The sequence below is a fragment of the Nocardia sp. NPDC049935 genome (genome assembly GCF_055586645.1).
This window is the reverse complement of sequence record NZ_JBVJHV010000001.1, coordinates 1,739,262-1,764,605: the sequence shown is the minus strand read 5'-3', so window position 1 is coordinate 1,764,605 and position 25,344 is coordinate 1,739,262. Positions and strand designations below refer to the sequence as shown.

The following is a 25,344-nucleotide window of genomic DNA, read 5'->3' as shown; positions in this document are numbered from 1 at the left end:
GCAGGGGTGCGGGCCACATCGACCTGAACGCAGTGCATACAGGCAAATTCGGGCATGTGCAGGGGGATCGGTCTGCCGTGCTCTCGTGCCTCCGAGTCTGAGCGAGAGGTTGGAGATGGACCTGAAGTCGGCCGGAACTGTTGATCACGAACTGGATCTCATACCGCTGTCGCGTGCCCAGTACGGCATGTGGCTGGCCGACAATCTGCCCGGCAGGCCCGCCGCCAATATCGCGCACTACATCGAGATCGAAGGCCCGCTCGACGTCGACGTGTTCACGCGATCGGTGATCGCCTTCGGCGAGGAGACCGAGGCGCTCGTCGTCCGGGTCGTCGAATTCGAGGGCCGCCCCTACCAGTTCGTCGACCGCAGTATCGGCTACTCCCGGTCGGTACTGGACCTCACCGGCGAGGACGATCCGTTCGCCGCGGCCATGGAGTGGATGCGGCGCGACTACCAGACCAAGGCGGTGGATCTGAGCCGGGACCGGCTCGCCGCCACCCAGCTCTTCCGGATCGGCGCCGATCGCCATCTGTGGTACGCGCGGGCGCATCACCTGGTGGTCGACGGCTACGGCGCGTTCAACGGTGTCACCCGGATCGCCGAGCACTACAACGCGATCGTCGAGAACAGACCCCCGGCGCCCTGGACGGCCGCCGATCTGCGGGCGGTCGCCGACGCCGAACTCGCCTACCGGTCCGGCCCGCGCTTCGAGTCCGACCGGGCCTACTGGCTCGGCAAAGTGGCCGATCTGCCCGCCCCGGTGAGCCTGTCCGGCCGGACCGCGCGCTGGAGTCCGGTCGACCGTGTCGCGGGCCGGCAACTCCCGCCCCGGCTGGGCGAGCGGATCGACGCGCTCGCCGCCGATCTGCACGCCTCGCCCGCGCAGGTGGTGATCGCGGTGTTCGCCGCGTTCCTCGCCCGGATGACCGGCAGCGACGATGTGGTGCTGTCGATGCCGGTGAGCGGACGGGTCACCCGGCGACTGCGGGATTCGCTGGCGATGCTGGCCAATATGGTGCCGATCCGGTTCCCGCTCGACCCCGCGGCCACCGTGGCACAGCTCGTGCGTACCTCCGCGACCGAACTGGTATCCGCTATCCGCCACCAGCTCTACCGGTTCGAGGATCTGCGCCGCGATTCCGAGGCGATGGACTCCGACGCGAATTCGTTCGGCCCGGTGGTGAATGTGTTGTTCTTCGAATCGGAGATCCGGCTGGGGTCGGCGGTCGGGCACTATCGCGCGCTGACCTCCGGACCGCTCGACGATCTGCAGCTCAACCTGTACCGCTCGGGCGCCGACGCGCCGCTGCTGCTGGAGATGCACGGGAACGCCCACCTCTACGACCAGGACGAACTCGATTCGCACGCGGACCGGTTCCTGGATTTCCTGGCGCGGGTCACCGATTCACCGGTGGACACCCCGGTCGCCGCGATCCCGCTGCTCGACCCCGCCGAACGGCTGCGCATCGTCGGCGAACTCGCCGGGCGCGACGGTGCGGTCACCGAGGCGACGCTGGTGGATCTGCTGGCCGAACGGGCGGCCGCGGATCCGGCGGCCGTCGCGGTGACCGACGGATCGGTCGTCCTGACCTACCGCGAACTGGACGAGCGGTCCGATCGGCTGGCCCGGGTGCTGATCTCGCGGGGCGCGGGCCCGGAGCAGCTGGTGGCGATCGCGCTGCCGCGTACGGCGAACCTGATCGTCGCGGCCGTGGCGGTCCTGAAATCGGGCGCCGGCTATCTGCCGCTGGACACCGCGCATCCGGCCGAGCGGCTCGAATACGTGTGCGCGGACGCCGATCCGATCCTCGTGCTCACCGATCGCGACGGCCGGGAGCGGCTGCCGGGTGATGCCGCCCGGATCGTGCTCTTCGACGATCCGGCCATCGAGGATCCGGCCGTCGAGCCCGGGTCCGCCGCACCGATCACCGATGCCGACCGCCGCGCACCGCTGCGCGGTGACAATATCGCCTACGTTATCTACACCTCCGGTTCCACGGGGCGGCCCAAGGGGGTGGCGATCACGCACCGCGCGGTCGCCACGTACCTGCTGAATTCGTGCGCGGCGGCCGGGGCGGGTACCGGTGATGTGTGGACGCTGTTCCATTCGTTCGCGTTCGACTACTCGGTATGGGAGATATTCGGCGCGCTCGTCAGCGGCGGGCGGGTGGTCGTCGTGGACGCCGCCACCACCCGGTCGCCCGACGAGATGGTGCGGCTGGTGGCCCGGGAGCGGGTCACGGTGTTCAACCAGACACCGTCGGCGTTCCAGCAGTTCAGCGCCGCCCGGGAGCGCTACGCGCGAGCCGGTGAACCCGAGGGCGGGCTCGCGCTGCGACTGGTGATCCTGTCGGGCGAACGGCTGGACCCGGCCGGTCTGGAGCAGTGGTACCGGCGCCACCCCGATCGGCCGGTGCTGGTCAACAGCTACGGCATCACCGAGACCACCGTTTTCGTCACCTATCTCGGCCTGACCGCGCGTCACGCCGTACCGGGCGCGCCCAGCGCGATCGGGCCCGCCCTGCCCGGCCTGCGGACCTATCTCCTCGACGACCGGTTGCGGCCGGTACCGCTCGGGGCGTGGGGCGAGGTGTACGTCTCCGGGGCGCAGCTGTCGCGGGGGTATCTCGCGCGTCCGGGATTGAGCGCGTCCCGTTTCGTCGCCGATCCCTTCGGCGCCCCGGGCACCCGGCTGTACCGCAGCGGTGACGTCGCGCGGCGTAACCATCGGGGCGGGCTGGAATATCGCGGTCGCGCCGATCAGCAGGTGCAATTGCGCGGCTTCCGCATCGAACTCGACGAGGTCCGTAACGCGCTGCTCACCCACGAGACGGTGGCGGCCGCGGCGGTGGTGGTGCGCAACCGGGAATCGGACGCCGCGGCGCTGGTCGCGTATGTGGTCCCCGCCGGGGACGCCGGCTGCGCGGCCGAGGTCCTGCGCGCGCAGGTGGCGCGGGTGCTGCCGGAATACATGGTGCCGGCGGCCGTCGTCGTCCTGCCCGCGCTGCCGCTCACGGTGAACGGCAAGATCGACCACCGGGCGCTGCCCGATCCGGCCTTCGATTCGGCCGTCGCGTACCTGGCGCCGCGACCCGGTATGGAGGAGACGATCGCCGACGTCTTCGCCGAGGTGCTGGGGATCGAGCGGGTCGGGGCGCTGGACAGCTTCTTCGAACTGGGCGGCAACTCGCTGACCGCGACCGGCGCCGCGGTGCGGATCGCGGAACTCGCCGGCTGCGAGGTGTCGGTCCGGGATCTGTTCGGCACCCCGACCGTCGCCGGGCTGGCGGCCCGGATGGGCGCCGCGGGGCGCCGGGTCCGCCCGCCGCTGCGCGCACGGCCACGGACGCATCCCGTCGCCCTGGCACCGGCACAGAACCGGATGTGGCTGATCAATCAGGCCGATCCGGGTTCGGCGGTCTACAACATCCCGCTGGTGGTCCGGCTGAACGGCCGGCTCGACCGGCCGGCGCTGCGCGCGGCGCTGACGGATGTGATCGAACGGCACGAATCGCTGCGCACCGTCTATCCCGCCGTCGACGGGATGGGAACGCAGCGGGTGCTGTCCGCCGACGAGGTGGTCCGCGGGTTCGAACTCACCCCGGTGCCCGCCGACGATATCGCCGGCCGGATCGGCGAACTGGCCTCGGCCGGGCTCGATGTGAGTGCGCGGCCGCCGGTCCGGGCGACCCTGCTGGCGGCCGATCGCCGGTGCCATATCCTCGTTCTGGTCCTGCACCACATCTGCTGCGACGGTGCGTCGCTGCGCCCGCTGGCCGCCGATGTGGCCCAGGCGTACGAGGCGCGCTCGCACGGGAAATCGCCCGAGTGGACACCGCTGACGATCCAGTACCCCGATTACAGTGCGTGGCACCGCGATCTGCTGGGTACCGAGGACACACCCGATTCGGTGGCGGCGCGCCAGCTGGACTACTGGATGCGGCGGCTGGCCGGTAAACCCGCGCTGCTCGAACTTCCCGCCGACCACGCCCGGCCCGCGCACCGCTCGATGCGGGGCGATACGGCCGCTACCGTGGTGCCGGCCGAAACTTTCGCCGGAATCCGGAATCTCGCCCGTGCGGCCGGGGTCACCACCTTCATGGTCGTCCACGCCGCCCTCGCGGTACTGCTGGCGCGGCTGTCGGGCTCGGAGGACATCACCGTCGGGACACCCGTCGCGGGCCGCGGCGAACGGGCACTGGAACCGCTGATCGGGATGTTCGTCAATACGGTGCCGCTGCGCACCGAGATCCGCGCGGCGGAGACGTTCACCGAATTCCTGGCACGCGTCAAGGATATCGACGTCGATGCCTTCGCCAACAGCGATCTGCCCTACGAACGGGTGGTGGAGGCGGTCGCCCCCCGGGACTCCGGGGCCTTCGCGCCGCTGTGCCAGGTGTATCTCGCCTTCGAGAACATGGACCGGCCGAGTCTCGAACTGCCCGATCTGACGGTGGAGGTCATGGATCCCGGGCCGCAGCCGGCCAAGGTGGATCTGATCGTCACCGTCGCCGAGAACGCCGCCCGCGACGGTGCGGTGGCCCTGCGCTTCGACTACGCCACCGATCTGTTCGAACGCGCCACCGTCGACGAGTTCGGTGCGCGGTTCCTCCGTGTGCTGGCGGCGGTCGTCGCGGATCCCGGGCGTCCGGTGGCCCGGCTGGATGTGCTGTCGCCCGGCGAACGGGCGGCCCTGGCGCCCGCGTCGGGCGCCCCGGCCGAACCCGCCCGGGGGCTGGCCGATGTGCTCGCGGTCCGGGAACCGGACGCGGTGGCGGTGATCTGCGGTGATCGCACCGTGAGCTACGCGGAACTGGACGCGTGGTCGAACCGGATCGCGCGCCGGCTGCTCGCCCTGGGCGCCGGTCCCGGCGACCATATCGGGCTCGCCGCGGCGCGGTCGGTGGAGTTCGTGGTGGGGATATGGGCGGTGGCCCGCACCGGCGCGGCCTTCGTACCGCTGGACCCCCGGAACCCGGCCGAACGTATGACCCTGCTGATCTCCGACGCCGGAATCCGGATCGCGCTCACCGTCACGGCGACCCGGGATATGCTGCCCGCCGCCGTGACCACGGTGCCGCTGGACGAACCCGGCACCGCCCCGGAATCGGCGGCCCCGGTGACCGATGCCGATCGCCTCCGGCCGTCCCGCACCGCGGATACGGCGTATGTGCTCTACACCTCGGGATCCACCGGAATTCCCAAGGGCGTCGCGGTCACCCACGAAGGGCTCGCGAATTTCGCGGCCGAACAACGTGAACGCTATCGGGTCGACGACGGCGCGCGGGTCCTGCAGCTGGCGGCGCCCGGCTTCGATGCCGTGATGCTGGAACTGCTGATGGCGCATGCGAACGGCGCGGCGCTGGTGGTGTGCCCGCCGGATGTGTTCGCGGGACCCGAGCTGGCGGGCCTGATCCGGACCCAGCGGGTGACCCACGCCTTCATCACGCCCACGGTGCTGGCGACCCTCGCACCGGCCGGTCTGGAGACGTTGCGGGTGCTCGTGGCCGGCGGTGAGGCCGTACCGCCGGAGACGGTCGCGGTCTGGGCGCCGGGCCGGCGGCTCTACAACGGGTACGGCCCGACCGAGACCACGATCATGGTCGCCATCAGCGATCCGCTGGTGGCGGGGGAGCGGGTGACCCTGGGCGGGCCGATCCGCGGTATCGAGGCGATGATCCTGGACTCGAATCTGCGGCCGGTCCCGGTGGGGGTCACCGGGCAGCTCTACATCTCGGGCGTGCAACTGGCACGGGGCTACCTGGCCCGGCCGGCGGCGACCGCCACGGCGTTCGTCGCGGGAGCCTGCGGCCGCCCCGGCGCGCGGATGTACCGCACCGGAGACCTGGCCCGGTGGACCGCGGACGGCACGATCGAATACGCCGGCCGCACCGACTTCCAGGTCAAGATCCGCGGTCAGCGGATCGAACTCGGCGAGATCGACGCCGTCCTCGCGGCGCATCCGGCGGTGAAGGTCGCGGTGACGGTGGGAGCGGGGACCGGCGGCGACACCCGCCTGGCGACCTATGTGGTGCCCCACACCGTGGTCGACACCGCCGAACTGCTCGGTTATGCCGCGCAGTGGCTGCCCTCCCATATGGTCCCCGGGGCGGTGGTGGTGCTCGACGCGCTGCCGCTGTCCCCGGTCGGGAAGATCGATCGGGCGGCCCTGCCCGAACCCACATTCGGTACCACCGCCGCGGAATTCGTCGCCGCGCGCGATGCGGCGGAGGCGACGGTGGCGCGGGTGTACGCCGAAGTCCTGGGTGTCGACCGGGTCGGCGCCTTCGACAGTTTCTTCGAGCTGGGCGGGAACTCGCTGTCGGCCACCCGGGTCGTCGCGCGACTGGGCGCCGCCACCGGTGTGGGTCTGGCGTTGCGGACCCTGTTCGACGCACCGACCCCGGCCGCGCTGGCCGACCGGATCCGGGCCGGAGCGGCGACCGGCCGTACACCGCTGGGGCCGCGGCCGCGACCCGGCCGGATTCCGCTGTCCGCGGCCCAGGCCCGGATGTGGTTCCTCAACCAGATGGACACGACCTCACCGCTGTACAACATCGCGGTGGTGCTGCGGCTGACCGGGACACTGGACGTGGCGGCGCTGCGGGCCACGCTCACCGATGTGCTCGACCGTCACGAAACGCTGCGGACCCGCTACCCGGACTCCGATACCGGACCGCATCAGGTGATCGTGCCGGCCGCGGACGCGTGCACCGCGCCCGATCCGGAGGATATCGGGGCGGATCGGGTCGAAGCGCGCCTCGCCGCGGAGGTGTCGGCGGGATTCGATGTCACCCGGGAGGCCCCGGTGCGTATCACCCTGCTGCGCACCGGCCCGGCCGAACACATCCTGGCGCTGGTGGTCCACCACATCGCCTTCGACGGATCGTCGCTGGCGCCCTTGGCCGCCGACCTCACGGCGGCGTACCGGGCGCGGGTCCGTGATGACGCGCCGGCCTGGTCGCCGCTACCGGTGCAGTACGCCGATTACACGCTGTGGCAGCGCGAACTGCTGGGCACCGAGGACGATCCGCACAGCGCGGCCGCCGGGCAAACCGGTTACTGGCGGGCGACGCTCGCCGATCTGCCCGAGGTCCTGGACCTGCCCACCGACCGTCCCCGGCCCGCGGCCCAATCCTTCCGCGGCGCGACCGTCACGGCGACCCTGCCCGCCGATATCCACCGGGCCGTGCTCACCCTGGCCGCCGAACACGAGATGACCGTGTTCATGGTGCTGCACGCCGCGTACGCGGCGTTGCTGGCCCGGCTGTCCGGGAGCGACGATATCGCGGTCGGCACCCCGATCGCGGGTCGCGGTGAACCCGGGCTCGACGGGCTGGTCGGGATGTTCGTCAATACGCTGGTCCTGCGCACCCGGGTCGAATCCGGGGCATCGTTCCTGGCGATCCTGGACCGGGCGCGCGCCGCCGATCTCGGCGCCTTCGAGAACGCCGATATCCCGTTCGAGCGCCTGGTGGAGGTGCTGAACCCGCGGCGTTCCACCGCGCACGCACCGCTGACCCAGGTGGGGTTCTCCTTCCAGAACATCGAGATCCCCACCCTGGAGTTCGAGGGCCTCACCGTCGAGGCGCAGCTGGCCGATCCGAGTGTGGCCAAATACGATCTGCATCTGCAACTGGTGGACGATCTGCGGCCCGACGGCGAACCGAGCGGTCTCGGCGTGGAATTCGGTTACGCCACCGACCTGTTCGACGAATCGTCGGTCGCCGCGATCTTCGACCGCTATCTGCTGCTGTTGCGCGCGGTCCTCGCCGATCCCGGCGCCGCGGTCGGCGATATCGATCTGCTGACCGAGCGGGAGCGGCAGGAATCGCGGGCGCGTGCGGCCGGCGCGGTGGTCACCGCGGCGGACACCACGGTCGCGGCGCTGTTCGCCGAACAGGCCGCGCGCACCCCGCGGCAGACCGCGCTGATCGATACGGACACCGGCGCGCGTCTCGACTACGTGACCTTCGCCGGACGAGTGAATGCGCTGGCCCGCACCCTGATCGGACGGGGGATCGGCCCGGGCGCGGTGGTCGGCGTCGCGATGTGCCGCGGCAGCGACCTGCTGACAGCGCTGTACGCCGTGCACGCGGCCGGTGCGGCCTATCTGCCGCTGGACCCGGAGCATCCGGCCGCGCGGATCCGCACCGTCCTGGCGACCGCGCGGCCCGTCGCGGTGCTCACCCGGCCCGGTGACGGCGTGGATCTGCCGGATGGCACCGACGTCTGGTCGTTCGCGGACCTCGCCGCCGAACCGGCCGATCCGGCACCGGTCACCGACGCCGACCGGATCCGGCCGCTGGACCCCCGGGACCTCGCCTATGTGATCTTCACGTCCGGATCCACGGGTGAGCCCAAGGGGGTGGCGGTGCCGCATCGCGCGGTGGCCAACCAGCTGCGCTGGCTGCGTGCGCACTACGGACTGGGCGACAGCGATGTGATGCTGCTGCGCACCCCGGCGACCTTCGATCTGTCGGTCTGGGAGCTGTTCTCGGCGCCGACCTGCGGGGCCACCCTGGTGGTGGCCGGCCCGGACGCCCACCGTGACCCCGCACAGGTGGCACGGCTGCTGGCCGAGTACCGCGTGACCACCGTGGATTTCGTCCCGTCGCTGCTGGCGGCGTTCCTCGAACCGGCGGCCCGATACACCTACCCCGATCTGCGCCGGGTGCTGTGCATCGGGGAAGCCCTGCCCGCCGATACGGTGCGGCGCTTCCGCGACCTCGGCGATATCCGGATCGACAACCTCTACGGCCCCACCGAGGCGGCGGTGAGTGTGACCGCTCATCGTATCGGCGTCCTGGACGGGCCCGCGGTGCCGATCGGCCTGCCGGAAGCGAATGTGACGGTACGGGTACTGGATTCGCGCCTGCGTCCCGTTGTTCCCGGGGTGATCGGCGAACTGTATCTGGGCGGAGTCCAGCTGGCCCGGGGCTATATCGGGCGACCTGCGCCGACCTGCGCGAGCTTCGTCGCCGACCCGCTGGGCGCGCCCGGGGAGCGCCTGTACCGCACCGGCGATCTGGTGCGCTGGGATTCCGCCGGCGCGCTGCGCTATATCGGCCGCACCGATACCCAGGTCAAACTGCGCGGCCTGCGGATCGAACTGGGCGAGGTGGAGGCGGCGCTGGTCGCGCACGACGGCGTGGAAACCGCGGTCGCGCAGGTGCGCACCGAGAACGGTGAGCAGAGCCTGATCGCCCATGTGGTCGCGGACGGGCCGGTCGACGACGCCGGGTTGCGGCGTTTCCTGGCCGGCCGGCTGCCCGGATATATGGTGCCCTCGGCGGTGCAGACGGTCGAGGCCATACCGCTCACGGCCAACGGGAAGGTCGACTACCGGGCGCTGCCCGCGCCGCAGGCGCGCGCGGTGGAGTCCCGTGCCCCGCGCGGGCTCGTCGAACAGACCGTCGCCGCCGTTTTCGGCGAGCTGCTGGGGCGGCCGGATATCGGCGCCGAGGCCGATTTCTTCGATCTCGGCGGGAATTCACTGCTGGCGACCCGCGCGCTGAGCCGGGTGGGCGAAATCCTGGATGTCACCGTCGCGGTGCCGGTGATATTCGAGGCCTCCACGGTCGCCGATCTCGCCGAGCGGATCACGGATCTGCGCGCCGAGCCCGGTATCCCGGCGCCGGTCGCGCGCCCACGGCCGGACCGTGTTCCGCTGTCCCCCGCGCAGACCCGCATGTGGTTCCTCGACCAGTTCGAACCCGATTCCGCGGCCTATGTCGTGTCGCTGGCCCTGCGGCTCGAGGGTGTCCTCGAACCGGGCGCCCTGGCCGCGGCGGTCGCCGATCTCGTCGAGCGGCACGAGAGCCTGCGGACCGTCTACCCGGCCGTGGACGGCGTTCCCGGCCAGGTCGTGCTCGACACCGCGCCCGTCGTCGCACAGTGGGATCTGACCCCGGAACCGCTCGGCGAACGCGATCTCGCGCGCCGGCTGGCCCACTTCTCGGGCACCGGGTTCGATGTCACGAAAGCGGTCCCGGTCCGGGTCGCGGTGTATCAGCTCTGCGATACGGCCTGGGTCGTCGCCCTGGCCGCGCACCACATCAGCTGTGACGGATACTCGATGGCGCCGCTGGCCACCGATCTCGTCACCGCGTACCGGGCCCGCGCCGCCGGGCTGGCGCCGGACTGGGCGCCGCTGCCGCTCCAGTTCGCCGACTATGCGATCTGGCAGCGCGAAGTGCTCGGTTCCCCGCGGGACGCCGGATCCCGCGCGGCCCGCGATATCGCCTACTGGCGGGAGCGGCTGGCCGGGATGCCCGATGTCCTGGAGCTGCCCGCGGACCGGCCGCGGCCGCGGGAACGCACCCAGCGCGGCGCCGTCGTCCACGTGGCGATACCCGCGGAACTGCGGGCGCGGGTGGAGAGCGCGGCCCGGCAGGCCGGGGCGACACCGTTCATGGTGGTGCACACCGCGCTGGCGGTACTGCTGTCGGCGCTGTCGGGCAGCGAAGATATCGGTATCGGCGTACCGCACGCCGGTCGTGGCCACCGGAGCCTGGACCCCCTGATCGGGATGTTCGTCAACACCCTGGTGATGCGGACCCGGGTGAACCCCGGGCAGCGCGTGGGCGAGGTGCTCGATCAGGTGCGCCGCGCCGATATCGAGGCGTTCGATCACGCGGGCGTCCCGTTCGAACAACTGGTGGAGGAACTGCGCCCCGCCCGGTCGACCGCGCATACACCGCTGTTCCAGGTGATGCTGGCCTATCAGAACATGGCGCGGGGGCGCGTGGAACTCCCCGGGCTCACCGTCGAGAACATCGATCCCGGGGACAGCGCGGCGATCTACGACCTGCTGCTCATGGTGGCCGAGGACCAAGGCGCCGAGTACGAGCCGGCCGGGATGTCGGTGCGACTCACCTACGCCACCGATCTGTTCGACGCCGACACCGTGCGCCGCTTCGCCGACCGGTTCGTCCGGGTACTCGGCGCGGTCTCCGCCGATCCCGGGACACGGGTCGGGGAGATCGACCTGCTGGACGCCGACGAGCGCCGGCTGATCCTGGAAACGTGGAACGACACCGCGGGACCCGCCACCACCGGCCGGACCCTGGTCGACGCGTTCGACGATCAGGTGACCCGGACTCCCGGCGCACCCGCGCTGTGCGGTCCGGACGGCACCGTGCTGACCTACCGGGATTTCGACAGCCGCGTCAACCGCCTCGCCCGCCGGCTCATCACCCGCGGCGCGGGACCGGAAACCGTGGTGGCGGTGGCGATACCGCGATCGATCGAGCAGGTCACCGCGCTGTACGCCGTGCTGAAGACCGGTGCCGCGTTCCTGCCGATCGATCCGGAGCATCCGGCGGCCCGGATCGCCGCGATCGTGGCCGCGGCCCGGCCGCTGCTGGTGCTCACCGGTCCGGAGGGCGGGCCCGGACTGCCGGCCGGGTACGAGGCGGTGCGGACGGACCACCTGGATACGGGTGCGCTGTCCGAAGCGCCGGTCACCGATGCGCAGCGACGCGCGCCGCTGCGGGCCGCCAATCCGGCCTACATCCTGTTCACCTCAGGTTCCACCGGCACCCCCAAGGGCGTGACGCTCACCCATGCCGCCACGGTGGGGCAGCTGGCGTGGGCGCAACGGCAGTGGCCGCACGACGGGTCCGACGCGGTGCTGTACAAGACGCCGGTCACCTTCGATATCGCGGTCTGGGAACTGTTCTGGCCGCTGCAGACCGGGGCGCGGATCGTGATCGCCGAACCCGGCGGGCACCGCGATCCCCGCTATCTCGCCGCGGTGGCCGCCGAGAACGCCGTCACCACCATGCATTTCGTGCCGTCGATGCTCGATGTACTGCTGGAACTCACCGGGACACCGCTGCCGTCGGTGCGCCGCGTGTTCGCCGCCGGAGAGGCGCTGGCGCAGCGCACCGTCGACGCCGCGGCCGAGATCTTCACCGGCGCCGAACTGGTGAACTGGTACGGGCCCGCCGAGGCGGAGGTCGTGACGTCGCGGCGCTGCCGGACCGGCGTCACCGACCGGGCGACGGTGCCGATCGGCGCCCCGGTCTCGGATATGCGGGTCTACGTCCTGGACTCGCGGCTGCGGCCGGTGCCGCGGGGTGCGACCGGCGAACTCTACGTCTCCGGCGTGCAGCTCGCGCGTGGCTATCAGGGGCGCCCGGGCCTCACCGGCGCGGCGTTCGTGGCCCATCCGCTCGGGGCGCCCGGCGAACGGCTGTACCGCACCGGCGATCTGGTCCGCTGGACCCGCGACGGCGAGCTGGAGTACCTGGGCCGCGGTGACTTCCAGGTGAAGGTTCGTGGGCAGCGGGTCGAACCCGGGGATATCGAGGCGGCGCTGTGCGCGCAGCCGGAGGTGGTCCGGGCCGTTGTGGTCGCGACTCCGGACCGGATAACGGGCTATGCGACCGTGGCGCCGGATGCCGAGATCGACGGACGCGACCTGCGCGATCGGCTCTCGCGGTCGTTGCCGTCCTACCTCGTACCCGCCACGGTGCAGATCCTCGACACGATTCCCCTTACCCCCAACGGGAAAGTGGACCGATCCGCCCTGCCCCGTCCGGTCACGGAAGCGACGGAAACGGAATTCGTCGCGCCCCGCACCGGCCGGGAGGAGACGCTCACGCGGGTGATCGCCGAGATCACCGGCACCGAACGGGTGAGCGTGACGGCGAACCTGTTCGAAATCGGGGTGAACTCGCTGTCGGCCGCACAGATCGCGGCGCGGGGCGCGACAGCCCTGGGCATCGATATCGGGATCCGCGATATCTTCGACGAGCCGACGATCGCCGGTCTCGCCACACGTCTCGCCGCCCGGACACCGTCGGGAACGGTGCCGCTGGCACCGCGACCCCGTCTGGAGGTGATCCCGCCGGCCGCCGCGCAGCGCCGGATGTGGTTCCTGAACCAGTTCGATACCGCCTCGGCGGCGTACAACATCTGCTTCGCCGCCGCGCTGACCGGGCCGCTGGACCTCACCGCGCTGCGCGCGGCCTTCCGCGATGTCCTGGACCGGCACGAACCCCTGCGCACGGTGTACCCGGCGGTCGGCGGGGAACCGTGCCAGGTGATCCGGACCGCCGACGAGGCCTGCGCGGATCTGATCCCGGATCCGGAACCGGTATCCGGCGAGGCCGCGCTGAGCGCACGTATCCGGCAGGTCACCGGTGCCGGATTCGATGTGGCGCAGGCGGTTCCGCTGCGCATCGGGCTGTACCGACGCGGACCGGAGGAGCATGTGCTCGTCCTCGTCGCCCATCACATCGCCGTCGACGGCGCCTCGATGGCCGCGCTGGCGCGCGATGTGTTCACCGCCTACGAGGCCCGGACCCGCGGCCGGGCACCGGGCTGGGCCCCGCTGCCGGTCCAGTACGCCGACTACGCCCTGTGGCAGCGGGACCTGCTGGGCGCCGAGGACGATGCGGATTCGCTGATCGCGCGCCAGATCGACTACTGGACCGCGACGCTCGGCGATGCTCCGGAACTGCTCGAACTGCCCACCGACCGGCCACGGCCCGCGGTGGTGTCGACCGCGGGCGCGGCGGTCCGCTTCGAGATCCCGGCCCGCCTGCACGACGAGGTGGTGCGCCTGGCGCGGCGCGAAGGGGTCACCCCGTTCGTCGTCCTGCATACGGCGCTGGCGGTACTGCTCGCCCGGACCGCGCAGACCGGGGATATCTGTATCGGCACACCGGTCGCCGGACGTGGCCACCGGGCGCTGGACGATCTGGTCGGGATGTTCGTCAACACCGTGGTGCTGCGTACGCCGATCAGCGCGGCCCGGTCGTTCCAGGACCTGCTGGGCGAGGTCCGGGAGGTCGACGTCGAGGCGCTCGCGCATGCGGAACTGCCCTACGAACGGCTCGTGGACCTGCTCGAACGCCCACGGTCCACGGCCTACACCCCGCTGTTCCAGGTGATGTTCGGACTGCAGGACATGGGCGGTGCGCGGTTCGAACTGCCCGGTCTCGAGGTGGACGTGCTCGACCCCGGGTCGGCGCAGGCGAAAACCGATCTGACTGTGGTACTCGGTGAGCGGTTCGAGCACGACCGTCCGGCCGGGATCTCGGGCGAGATCGTCTACGCCACCGATCTCTTCCGGGCCGCCACGGCGGAATCGCTCGCCGACAGGTTCGTCCGGATCCTCGAGGCCGTGACCGGTGATCCGGGGACGGCGGTGGGCGATATCGATCTGCTGGGCGCGGCCGAGGCCCGGGCACTGGTCCCGGCCCGCGGCGGTACGGCCGAGCGGCCCTGCCTGCTGCCCGATCTGCTGACGGCCGCGGTGGCCGCGTATCCGGGGGCCGTCGCGCTGGTGGGGGAGAGCGGAACCCTCACCTACGCCGAACTCGACCGCCGGTCGGACGCGCTGGCCGCCCTGCTGGCCACCCGGGGTGCCGCCCCGGGCGTCTTCGCGGCCCTCGCCGTACCCCGTTCCGTCGACTACCAGATCGCCCTGTGGGCGATCGCGAAAACCGGGGCCACCTTCGTGCCCGTGGATCTGCGATATCCGGCGGACCGGATCGCGCATATGATCCGCGACTCCGGAGTCGTCCTGGGTGTCACCGTGGCCGACGCCCGCCCGGCACTGCCCGGGGAGGTCCGGTGGTCGGTGCTCGACGATCCACGGACCGCCGCCGAGCTCGAGGAATACACCGGCCGTGGCGTCCCGGTCCCGCCTCGCGCGACCCGTATCGAGGATGCCGCCTATGTGATCTACACGTCCGGGTCCACCGGTATGCCGAAGGGCGTGGTGGTCACCCATGCGGGGCTGGCGGATTTCGCGGCCGCGCAGCGGGTCCGGTACGGGGTCGACACCTCGGCGCGGATCCTGCATGTGGCGTCGCCCGCGTTCGACGCGGTACTGCTCGAGGCCCTGATGGCGTGTGCGGCCGGGGCGGCGCTGGTGGTCTCGCCGCCGGACGTCTACGCCGGCCCCGAACTGGCGCGGCTGATCCGGGCGCACGAGGTCACGCACGCGTTCCTGACGCCGAGTGTGCTGGCGACGCTGGCGCCGGCCGAGATCGAACCGGTGCGGGTGCTGGCGATCGGCGGGGAGCGGATGCCGCCGGAACTCGTGGCGACCTGGGCGCCGGACCGGCAGCTGCACAATATCTACGGTCCCACCGAGACGACCATCGTCATCACCATGAGCGAGCCGGTGCTGCCGGGCGACGATATCGATATCGGCGGGCCGATCCGGGGTGCGGGGGCGGTGGTCCTCGATACCCGGCTGCGCCCGGTGCCACCGGGGGTCCCCGGAGAGCTGTACCTGTCCGGGCCCGCGCTGGCGCGAGGATATCTGAACCGCCCGGGACAGACGGCGGCCGCGTTCGTCGCGAATCCCTACGGCGAACCGGGCGCACGGATGTATCGCACCGGCGATATCGTCCGCTGGACCGGGCGCCGCACACTGGAATACATCGGCCGCGTCGATTTCCAGATCAAGATCCGCGGGCAGCGGATCGAGCTCGGTGAGATCGACGCCGCGCTGGTCGCGCTCGCCGAAGTCGCGGCGGCGGTCACGGTGAGCCGTCCCGGTCCCGGCGGGCAATCCGTGCTCGCCGCCTATCTCGTCGCCGATCCGGGCGCCGTGATCGATCCGGCGGCGGTTCCGGGGCGGCTCGCGGGCACCCTTCCGGCGCATATGATCCCGTCGGCGATCACCGTGCTGGAGCGGATGCCGCTGTCGGCCACGGGCAAAGTGGACCGGAAGGCGCTGCCGGACCCGGTGTTCGAGGTCGCCGACGCGGATACCGTGGCGCCGGCCGGTGCGCTGGAGGATACGATCGCCGCCGCCTTCGCCGAGGTGCTCGGCGTGGATTCGGTGGGCGCCACCACGTCGTTCTTCGCGCTCGGCGGCGATTCGATCATGTCGATCCAGCTGGCGTCGCGACTGAAAGCGGCGGGGGTGCTGGTCCGGGCCCGCGATATCTTCGAACGCAAGACCGTGCGCGAACTCGCGCGGGTCGCCGAGACCGCCGGCCGGGTGGCGCTCGACGAACTGCCCGGCGGCGGGGTCGGCGAGATCGCCCCCACCCCCATCGTGTCGTGGTTCGGTGAACGGCTCGGCGCCGCCAGGCGTTTCGCCCAGTCCACACTGGTGCGGCTGCCCGCCGACGCACAGGCCGAGGAGGTCACCGCCACGGTGCGGGCACTGCTCGACCGGCACGATATGTTGCGTTCCCGCCTGCGCGGCGGACGTCTGGAGGTGCTGCCGCCCGGTGCGGTCGACGCCGGGGACGCGGTCTTCGTGCGGCGATTCGGGGCGGGCGAAGCGCCGGGTGGCGCCGGGTTCGCCGCGGTCGCGGAGGCGGCGAGTGCCGCCGCGTCCGACCGGCTCGACCCGTCCGAAGGCCGGATGCTGCAGATCGTGTGCCTGCTGCCGGAGCCGGGCGTCGATGCCGAAGGCCGGGCGCTGGTGGTGATCCACCACCTGGCGGTGGACGGTGTGTCCTGGCGGATCCTGCTGCCCGATTTCGCCACCGCCTGGCAGCGGATCCGGGACGGCCACAACTTCGAACTGCCCGCGCCGGGCACTTCCATGCGCCGGTGGGCGCAGGCCCTGCCCGCGGCGGCGGCCCGCCGCGGCGGCGAACTCGACCTGTGGCTGCGGATGAGCACCGCCGAGGATCCGCTGCTCGGGTCCGCGCCGGTGGATCCGGCTCTCGACACCCAGGCCACGGTGCGGTACCTGGCGGTCTCGGTGCCGCCGGAGGTCACCTCGGCCCTGCTCGACGAGGTCCCCGCCGCGGTGCGCGGCAGCACCGACGATGCTCTGCTGGGCGCGCTGACGATGGCGGTGACCCGGTGGCGGCGCCGTCGCGGCGGCAGCCACGCGGGCGTCACGGTGCTGCTCGAGGGGCACGGGCGCGAAGAGCAGATCGTCGCGGGCGCCGACCTCGCGCGCACCGTGGGCTGGTTCACCAGCGCCTACCCCGTCGCGCTGGACCTGACCGGTATCGGTGACGCCGACGTGCGGGCGGCGGTGAAATCGGTGAAGGACCAGTTGCGCGCGATTCCCGACAAGGGCATCGGGTACGGGCTGTTGCGCTATCTCGATCCGGAGGCCGGTCCGCGGCTCGCGACAGCGCCGGAACCGCAGATCGGGTTCAACTATCTGGGCCGGGCCGGGGTCGATCTCGCGGCGCTGTCCGGGGTCGCGTGGGTACCGACCGGGGAACAGTTCGACCGGCGTGCCGCGTTCGATCCGGAGATGCCGGCCGCGGCGGCCCTCACGATCGATGCCCATATCGAGGACATCCAGGCGGGACCGGTCCTGTCGGCCCAGATCGGCTACGCCGCACGGCTGCTCCGGCGCGAGGCGGTGGCCGAACTCGCCGGCGCCTGGACCGACGCCCTCACCGAAATCGCCGCGGCCGCCCGCGGCGGCGCGGACTGGGGTCTGTCCCGGTCCGATATCGCCTCGGTCGAGGTCACCCAGGCCGATCTGGACGCGTTCGCCGGACGGTACGGAACGCTCACCGACGTCTGGGCGCCCGCGCCGCTCCAGGCCGGACTGCTGTTCCATGCCGAATTCGCGGCGGGCGAACTGGATGTCTACACCGCGCAGTCGGTACTGGGGCTGGCCGGTACCGTCGACGCGAACCGGCTCGAACGCGCCGCGGCGGCACTGCTGCGGCGGCACCCGAATCTGCGGGCGGCCTTCACCCGGACCGCCGCGGGCGTCGCGGTACAGGTCGTCCCGGCGGTGAGCGCGCTGCGCTGGCGTACCGCCGAAACATGCCGGGACGCCGCGGAACTGGACGAAATGATCGAGGCGGAACGGTCGGCCGTCTTCGATCCGGCGGATCCGCCGCTGTTGCGGTTCCTGCTCGCCGAGGTGGAGCCCGGCGCCCACCGGCTGGTGCTGACCGCGCACCATCTGCTGCTGGACGGGTGGTCGCTGCCGCTGCTGTGCCGGGAACTGATCGCGTTGTACGCGGTCGGCGCGGATCCGGCGCTGCTGCCGCCGGTGCCGCCCTACCGTGACTATCTGGACTGGCTGGACACCCGCGACCACGAGGCGGGCCTCGGCGTATGGCGCGAGGCGCTGCGCGAGATCACCGAACCCACGCTGGTCACCGATCCCGCGATCGCCACGGTGGCCGATATCCCGGCCGATCTGCCGCTGGTCCTCGACCGGGCCGCCACGGCCGCACTGGCGGAGTTCGCCCGCGAGAACGCGGTCACCATGGCCACGATCGTGCAATTCGCTTGGGCGGTGGTACTGGGCAACCTCACCGGTTCCGAGCGCGTCGCGTTCGGGGCCACGGTATCGGGCCGGCCCGCCGAGTTGCCCGGCGTGGAATCCATGATCGGGCTGTTCATCAATACGATCCCGGTGGCGGTGGATCTCGCCCGGGACCGGTCGGTCGCCGCGGCGCTGAACCGGTTGCAGGCGGCCAACACCCGGTTGCTCGATCACCACTATCTGGAACTGTCCCGGATCCTGGGTGCGGCCGGGATGCCGAATCTGTTCGACACCCTGGTCGTGTTCGAGTCCTATCCGGTCGACAGCAGTGGTCTCGGCGACACCGACATCGACGGGATGCGGGTGGTTTCGGCCGAGGGCCGCGACGCCGCGCACTATCCGCTGATGGTGCAGGCCCATCACACCGACCGGCTGTATCTGCGGCTGCGCTATCAGCGCGCCCGCGTCGACGATACGACGGCCGCCGGGCTCGCCGCCCGGCTCGAGACGGTGCTGCGGGCGGTGATCACCGCGCCGGATACCGAACTGGCGGCGCTGGATCTGCTGTCCGGCGCCGAACGCGCCGCACTGGTCCCGGCCTCCGGCCCTCCGGTGGTCGAACGGCCCCGCACCCTGGCGGGACTGCTCGTCGCGGGAGCCGCGCTCGATCCGGGTGCGCCGGCCCTGGTCTCCGGTGACCGCACGGTCTCCTACGCCGAACTGGATACCCGGTCCTCGCGGCTCGCGCGATATCTGATCGGAGCGGGGGTGTGTACCGGCGACCATGTCGCGCTGATCCTGCCCCGGTCGGCGGAGTTCGTCACCGGTCTCTGGGCGGTGACGAAGGCCGGCGCCGGATTCGTCGCCGTGGACACCCGCAACCCCGCCGAACGGGTGGCGGTCATGGTCGCGGACGCCGGGGTGCGGGTCGCGATCACCACCACCGCGCAGCGGGCGCTGGTACCGGGCCCGGTTCATCCGGTGGTGCTGGACGATCCGGCGACCCGCGCGGCGATCGAGGCCACCGCACCGGATCCGATCGGCGCCGCCGACGGTATCCGCACCACCCATCTGCTCGACACCGCCTACGTGATCTACACCTCGGGGTCGACCGGTATCCCGAAGGGGGTCGCGCTCCCGCACGAGGGGCTGGCGAATTTCGCGGCCGAACAGCGGTACCGGTTCGCCGTCGACAGCGGATCGCGGATCGTGCACGCCTCGGCACCCGGATTCGATGTGGTGGTGCTCGAGGTCCTGCTGGCCCATACCAGCGGTGCGGCGCTGGTCCTGCCGCCGCCGGAGGTGTTCGCCGGGCCGGAGCTGTCGGAACTGCTGCGCGCGCAGCGGGTTTCGCATGCGTTCTTCACTCCGAGTGTGCTCGCCACCCTGGACCCCGCGGCCGCGCGCTCGCTGCGGGTACTGGCGGCCGGCGGCGAAGCGGTGACGGCGGACACCGTCACCACCTGGGCGCCGGGCCGGCGTCTGCTCAACGGGTACGGCCCGACCGAGACCACCGTCCTGGCCTGTATGAGCGGTGAGCTGGTTCCCGGCCGGCCCGTGACCATCGGCGCTCCGCTGCGCGGGGTCGAGGCGCTGGTACTGGACCGGTGGCTGCGCCCGGTACCGACCGGGGTGGTGGGGGAGCTGTATCTGGCCGGTCCGCAGGTCGCCCGCGGCTATGTGAACCGTCCCGTGGCCACCGCCGGCGCCTTCGTCGCGGATCCGTTCGCGGAGCCGGGGTCGCGGATGTATCGCACCGGCGATCTGGTGCGCTGGATGCCCGAGGGCACGCTGGAATACCTGGGCCGCAGCGATTTCCAGGTGAAGATCCGCGGACAGCGGATCGAACTCGGCGAGATCGAGACGGTCCTGGCCGCGCTGCCGGGAGTGGAGCAGGCGGTGGTCGTCCTGCGCCGCGACGACCGGGGTGTCGACCGGCTGGTCGGTTATCTGGCCGGTGCGCCGGACCCGGATCCGGACGCGATCCGGTCCGCCGTCCGGGACCGGTTGCCGGCGCATATGGTTCCCGATACCTTCGTCACCCTCGCGCGGCTGCCGCTGACCACCACCGGCAAACTCGATCGCCGGGCACTGCCCGCACCGGATTTCGGCGCCGGGCGGGAACGGGTGGCGCCGCGCACCGAGACCGAGCGCCGCGTCGCGGAGGTCTTCGAGGCGGTGCTCGGCACCGGCCCGGTGGGTGTCACCGACAGTTTCTTCGACCTCGGCGGCAACTCCCTGTCCGCGACCCGTGTCGCCGCCCAGCTGAGCACGGCGTTCGGCGTGCGGGTGGGTGTCCGCGATCTGTTCGAGGCCGCCACCGTCGCCGGACTCGCGGCCGCCGTGGCCGGCTTCGGGCCCGACCGGCGGGCGCCGCTGATCGCGCGGCCGCGCCCGGAGCTCGTCCCGCTCTCGCCCGCCCAGCAGCGGATGTGGTTCCTCAACCAGTTCGACACCACCGTGGGCGCCTACAACATCCCGCTGGTGATGAGGCTGCGCGGTGACCTGGATCCGAGCGCGCTGCGCCGGGCCTGCCTGCTGGTGATCGACCGCCACGAATCGTTGCGGACCAGATTCCCGATGACCGACGGGATCGCGCATCAGGTGACCGTGGCGGCGGAGCGGGTCGCGCCGGAACTCGTCCCGGTCCCGGTCGGCGCCGAGCAACTGGCCGAGCGCGCCCACGCCGCGGTCACGGCGGGCTTCGATGTGACGCAGGCGCCGCCGTTGCGGATCGAGCTGTTCGCGCTCGGCGAGCGCGAACACGTCCTGATGATCACGGTGCATCACATCTGCGCCGACGGGCAGTCCATGCTGCCGCTGGCCCGCGATGTGGCGGCGGCCTACCTGGCGAGCCGCGCGGGGACCACCCCGGATTGGCCGCCGCTGCCGGTCCAGTACGCGGACTACGCGCTGTGGCAGCACGAGGTGCTGGGCGCCGAGGACGATCCGGACTCGGTGCTGGCCCGCCAGCTCCGCTTCTGGAAGCAGACCCTGGCCGGGTTGCCGGAGCTGCTCGAACTGCCCACCGATCTGCCGCGTCCGCCGGTGGCCTCGCTGCGCGGGCGAGCGGTCGAATTCGAGATCTCCGCCGAGCTGGCGACCCGGATCGGGGCCGTCGCACGGGCCGCCGACGCGACCGTGTTCATGGTGCTGCACGCCGCGCTGTCGGTGCTGCTGGCGCGGCTGGCCGGCGTCACCGATATCGCCGTGGGCACCCCGGTGGCCGGGCGCGGGGCGCGCGAACTCGACGATCTCATCGGCATGTTCGTGAATACGCTGGTCCTGCGCACGCAGGTACCGCCGCGGCAATCGTTCGGCGCGCTGCTGGCCGCCACCCGGGAGGCGGATCTGGCCGCGCTCGGGCATTCCGAGGTGCCCTTCGAACAGGTCGTGGAGGCCCTCAACCCGCCACGCTCGACCGCGCATCTGCCGCTCTACCAGGTGACCCTCGATGTCCAGAGTCTCGCGGGGGCCGCACTGCGCCTGCCGGACCTCGTTGTGGAACCGGTGGACAGCGGTTACGAACAGGCGCAGGCGGACCTGAACGTCAAACTCGTCGAACGGTTCGACGAACACGGCGAACCCGACGGTATGGCGGGCCGGCTCACCTATGCCACGGATCTGTTCACCGAGCAGACGATGGACCGGTTCGCCGGCGCCCTCGTACGGATTCTGGAACAGGTGACCGCCCACCCGGAGATCGTCGTCGGCGATATCGAACTGGTGGACGCGGCGCAGCGGGAACTGCTGTTCGCGGTGGCCGGAACCCCCGGCACGGAGGTTCCGGAGACGACACTGGCGGACCTGTTCGCCGCCCGGGTCGCGGACAGCCCGGACGCGGTCGCGGTCTCCGACGGAGAGTCCGCCCTGACCTACGCGGAACTGGATCGGCGGGCCGGCGCCGTCGCGGCGCGGCTGGTCGCGCTCGGCGCCGGACCGGAAACCCTGGTGGCGGTGGCACTGCCGCGGTCGGTGGATCTGGTCGCCGGACTGCTGGCCGTGGTGCGGACCGGCGCCGGGTATCTGCCGCTGGACGTGGCCTACCCACCGGAGCGATTGCGGTTCGTACTGGACGACGCCCGGCCCGTGGCGGTCCTCGCGGCGCCGGAGACGGCCGGCGCCGTACCGGATTGCGCGGCGCCCGTGCTGCTGACGGCCGACTGCGCCGAACAGCCGGGGTCCGCGGATACCGTCCCGTCCCGGGCCCGGCCGGACACCGTGGCCTACGTGATCTACACATCGGGTTCCACGGGCAGGCCCAAGGGGGTGGCGGTGGCACACCGCCAGGCGGTCACCCTGTTCACCAATGCGGCCCGGCGCTTCGATACCGGCCCCGCCGACGTCTGGACGATGTTCCATTCCTACGCCTTCGATTTCGCGGTGTGGGAGATGTGGGGCGCCCTGCTCGGCGGCGGCCGGCTGGTGGTCGTGGACCACGATGTGGCCCGGACGCCGGAGGCGCTGGTCGAACTGGTCGAACGGGAGGGGGTGACGGTGCTGAGTCAGACACCGTCGGCCTTCTACGGTTTCGCGGCCGCGGAACGGGAACGCCGCGCGCGGGACCCGGAATGCGGTGACCTGCCGCTGCGCTATGTCGTATTCGGCGGCGAAGCGCTCGACGCGACCCGGCTGACCGGCTGGTTCGGCACCTACCGGCCCACCGCGCCGCGGCTGGTGAACATGTACGGCATCACCGAGACCACCGTGCATGTCACCGCCGCCGAGATCACCGCGGCGGCGGTGGCCGGGATCGGGACCCCGCTGCCCGGTATGCGGGTGTATCTGCTGGACGACCGGTTGCGGCCGGTACCCATCGGCATGCCCGGCGAGATCTATGTGGCCGGCGACCAGCTGTCCCGCGGCTATCTGGGTGCCCCCGCCCTCACCGCGGGCCGGTTCGTGGCCGATCCGTACGGCCCGGCCGGCGCCCGGCTCTACCGGTCCGGTGATATCGGCCGGTGGCGCGACGGCGTCTCCGGGCCGGAACTGGTGTACGCGGGGCGCGCCGACGCCCAGATCCAGTTGCGTGGATACCGCGTCGAACTGGGCGAGGTCGAATCGGCCCTGCTCCGCCATCCCGGGGTGACCCGGGCCGCCGCGGCCGTGCACCGCCACGAACGGGAGGTGGAACAGCTGATCGGTTATGTGGTGGCCGCCGCGGGTCAGGATCCGGATCCGGCCGCGGTGCGGCGGACCGCCGCCGAGGTTCTCACCGGCTATATGGTGCCCGCGGTGGTGATGGTGCTGCCCGGCCTGCCGCTCACGGTGAACGGCAAACTGGACCGCGCGGCGCTGCCCGTCCCGGACTTCGCGGCCGCCGGAAAGGAATTCGTCGCACCGGCGACCGCGACCGAGAAGGCCATCAGCGAGGTGTACGCGCGGATCCTGGGCGTCACGCGGGTGGGGGTGACCGACGGATTCTTCGATCTGGGCGGGAATTCGCTGCTGGCCACCATGGTGGTGACCGAATTGCGCGACCACGGTGTGACACTGGCCCTGCCCTGGATGTTCGACGACGCCACGCCCCGGGCGCTGGCGCGGCGGGCCGACGAGACATCCGGCGGTTCCGGTCTGCAGGTGCTGCTCCCGTTGCGCGCCACCGGGGACCGCGCGCCGATCTTCTGCGTGCATCCCGCGGGCGGTCTGGCCTGGTTCTACGGTGGCCTCGCCGAATATCTGCACCCGGACCGGCCGGTCTACGGGTTGCAGGACCCGCATGTGGTCGCCGGGGAACCGCTCGCGGAATCGGTGGACCACCTGGCGCGGCGCTATGCCGCCGAGATCCGCCGGGTGCGGCCCGACGGGCCTTATCACCTGCTCGGCTGGTCGCTGGGCGGGCAGATCGCGCACGCCGTCGCGGTCCTGTTGCAGCAGCAGGGTGCCCGGGTCGCGCTGCTGGCCCTGCTCGACAGCGGAACCGGCGGGGACACCCCGGAGGATGAGGCGGCCGCGCCGCGTCCGGCCGGGGCGATCGTGGCCGATCTGCTGGGGGGCTGGCGCGAACTGTTCGATCTCGGCGCCGAGGTGCGGGCCGACACCCCGGAACAGGCCTGGGCCGTCGTCCGCGAGCAGGTCGTCGGTACCGGGATGTTCGGCGCCGAACAGGTCGACCGGGTGATGGCGAGTTTCGAGACCGCCGCGGGAATCTCCGGCCGGTACCGGCCGGAGACCTTCGACGGTGACCTGCACTTCTTCACCGCCGGCCGGGACCGTTCCGATCCGGGCGCGCTGGCCCGGTCCTGGCGCGACGTGGTCACCGGAACGGTGCACAACACGGTCGTGGACGCACGCCATCTCGAGATGAGCGGTCCGGAGGCGCTCGCCGTCGTCGGATCGGCCATAGAAAGGATCGCGGATCAATGCTGAACACCGGCACGACACGAAACACCCCGCAGACCCTGCGGCTCGACGACGGGCGGACGGTGCGGTGCCCGAGTCCGGCCGAGGCCCGGTTCCTATGGGGCGAGGTGACCGCGGCCACCGGGTTCTATCGCCGGGCCGCCGCCCGGCTACGGCCCGGGGATCTCGTCCTCGACGTGGGCGCCAATATCGGGTTGAGCGCCATGCTGTTCGCCGCGGCCTGCCCGGGAGTCCGGGTGCTCGCCGCGGAACCCGTTCCGGTGACCTTCGAATGCCTGGAACACAATATGAGCGAGCACGTGCCCGAGGGCACGGCCCTGCGGACGGCGCTCGGCGCCGAACCGGGCGTGCTGCCGCTCACCTGGTATCCGCAGGCGCCGGCCAATTCGGGGTTCTACGCCGACCGGGAGCAGGACGACGACGCCACCCGGACCTTCCTGCGCAACAGCGGTCTCGACGAGGCCGCGATCGGGCTGATCACCGCCGAGCTGCACCGGGGCGAGCGCATCGAGGTGCCCGTCACCACGGTGTCGGCACTGCTCGCCGCGCACGGTGACGGCGCCGAGGTCGGGCTGCTCAAGATCGATGTCGAGCGGGCCGAACTGGATGTCCTGCGCGGTATCGCCGATTCGGACTGGCCGCGTATCCGGACCGTCGTCGCCGAGGTCCACGATACGGACGGCCGGCTCGGCCGGGTCCGGGAACTGCTGGACCGGCACGGATTGTCCGCCGATACCCGGCAGGACCCGAATCTGCGCGGTACCGATCTGCACGAGGTCTACGCCGTCCGGGCCGAGTGA

Annotated in this window: 2 protein-coding genes; both read left to right on the top strand. The window is 71.8% G+C overall.

Annotated elements, in window-relative coordinates; all coding sequences use genetic code 11:
* Positions 1-115 precede the first annotated feature (115 nt).
* Positions 116-24,550: a non-ribosomal peptide synthetase gene (locus ACZ6SF_RS07965; protein ID WP_466061218.1), complete on the top strand. Its 24,435-nt coding sequence runs from the start codon at positions 116-118 to the stop codon at positions 24,548-24,550.
* On the top strand, positions 24,544-25,344 hold the full coding sequence (locus ACZ6SF_RS07960; RefSeq protein WP_466061217.1) for an FkbM family methyltransferase: 801 nt from the start codon (positions 24,544-24,546) through the stop codon (positions 25,342-25,344). The genes ACZ6SF_RS07965 and ACZ6SF_RS07960 overlap by 7 nt, the downstream gene beginning before the upstream one ends.

What these genes read in the sequence shown, in the direction of transcription:
- ACZ6SF_RS07965 (WP_466061218.1), top strand. Translation starts at nt 116, where the DNA reads ATGGACCTGAAGTCGGCCGGAACTGTTGATCACGAACTGGATCTCATA.
- ACZ6SF_RS07960 (WP_466061217.1), top strand. Translation starts at nt 24,544, where the DNA reads ATGCTGAACACCGGCACGACACGAAACACCCCGCAGACCCTGCGGCTC.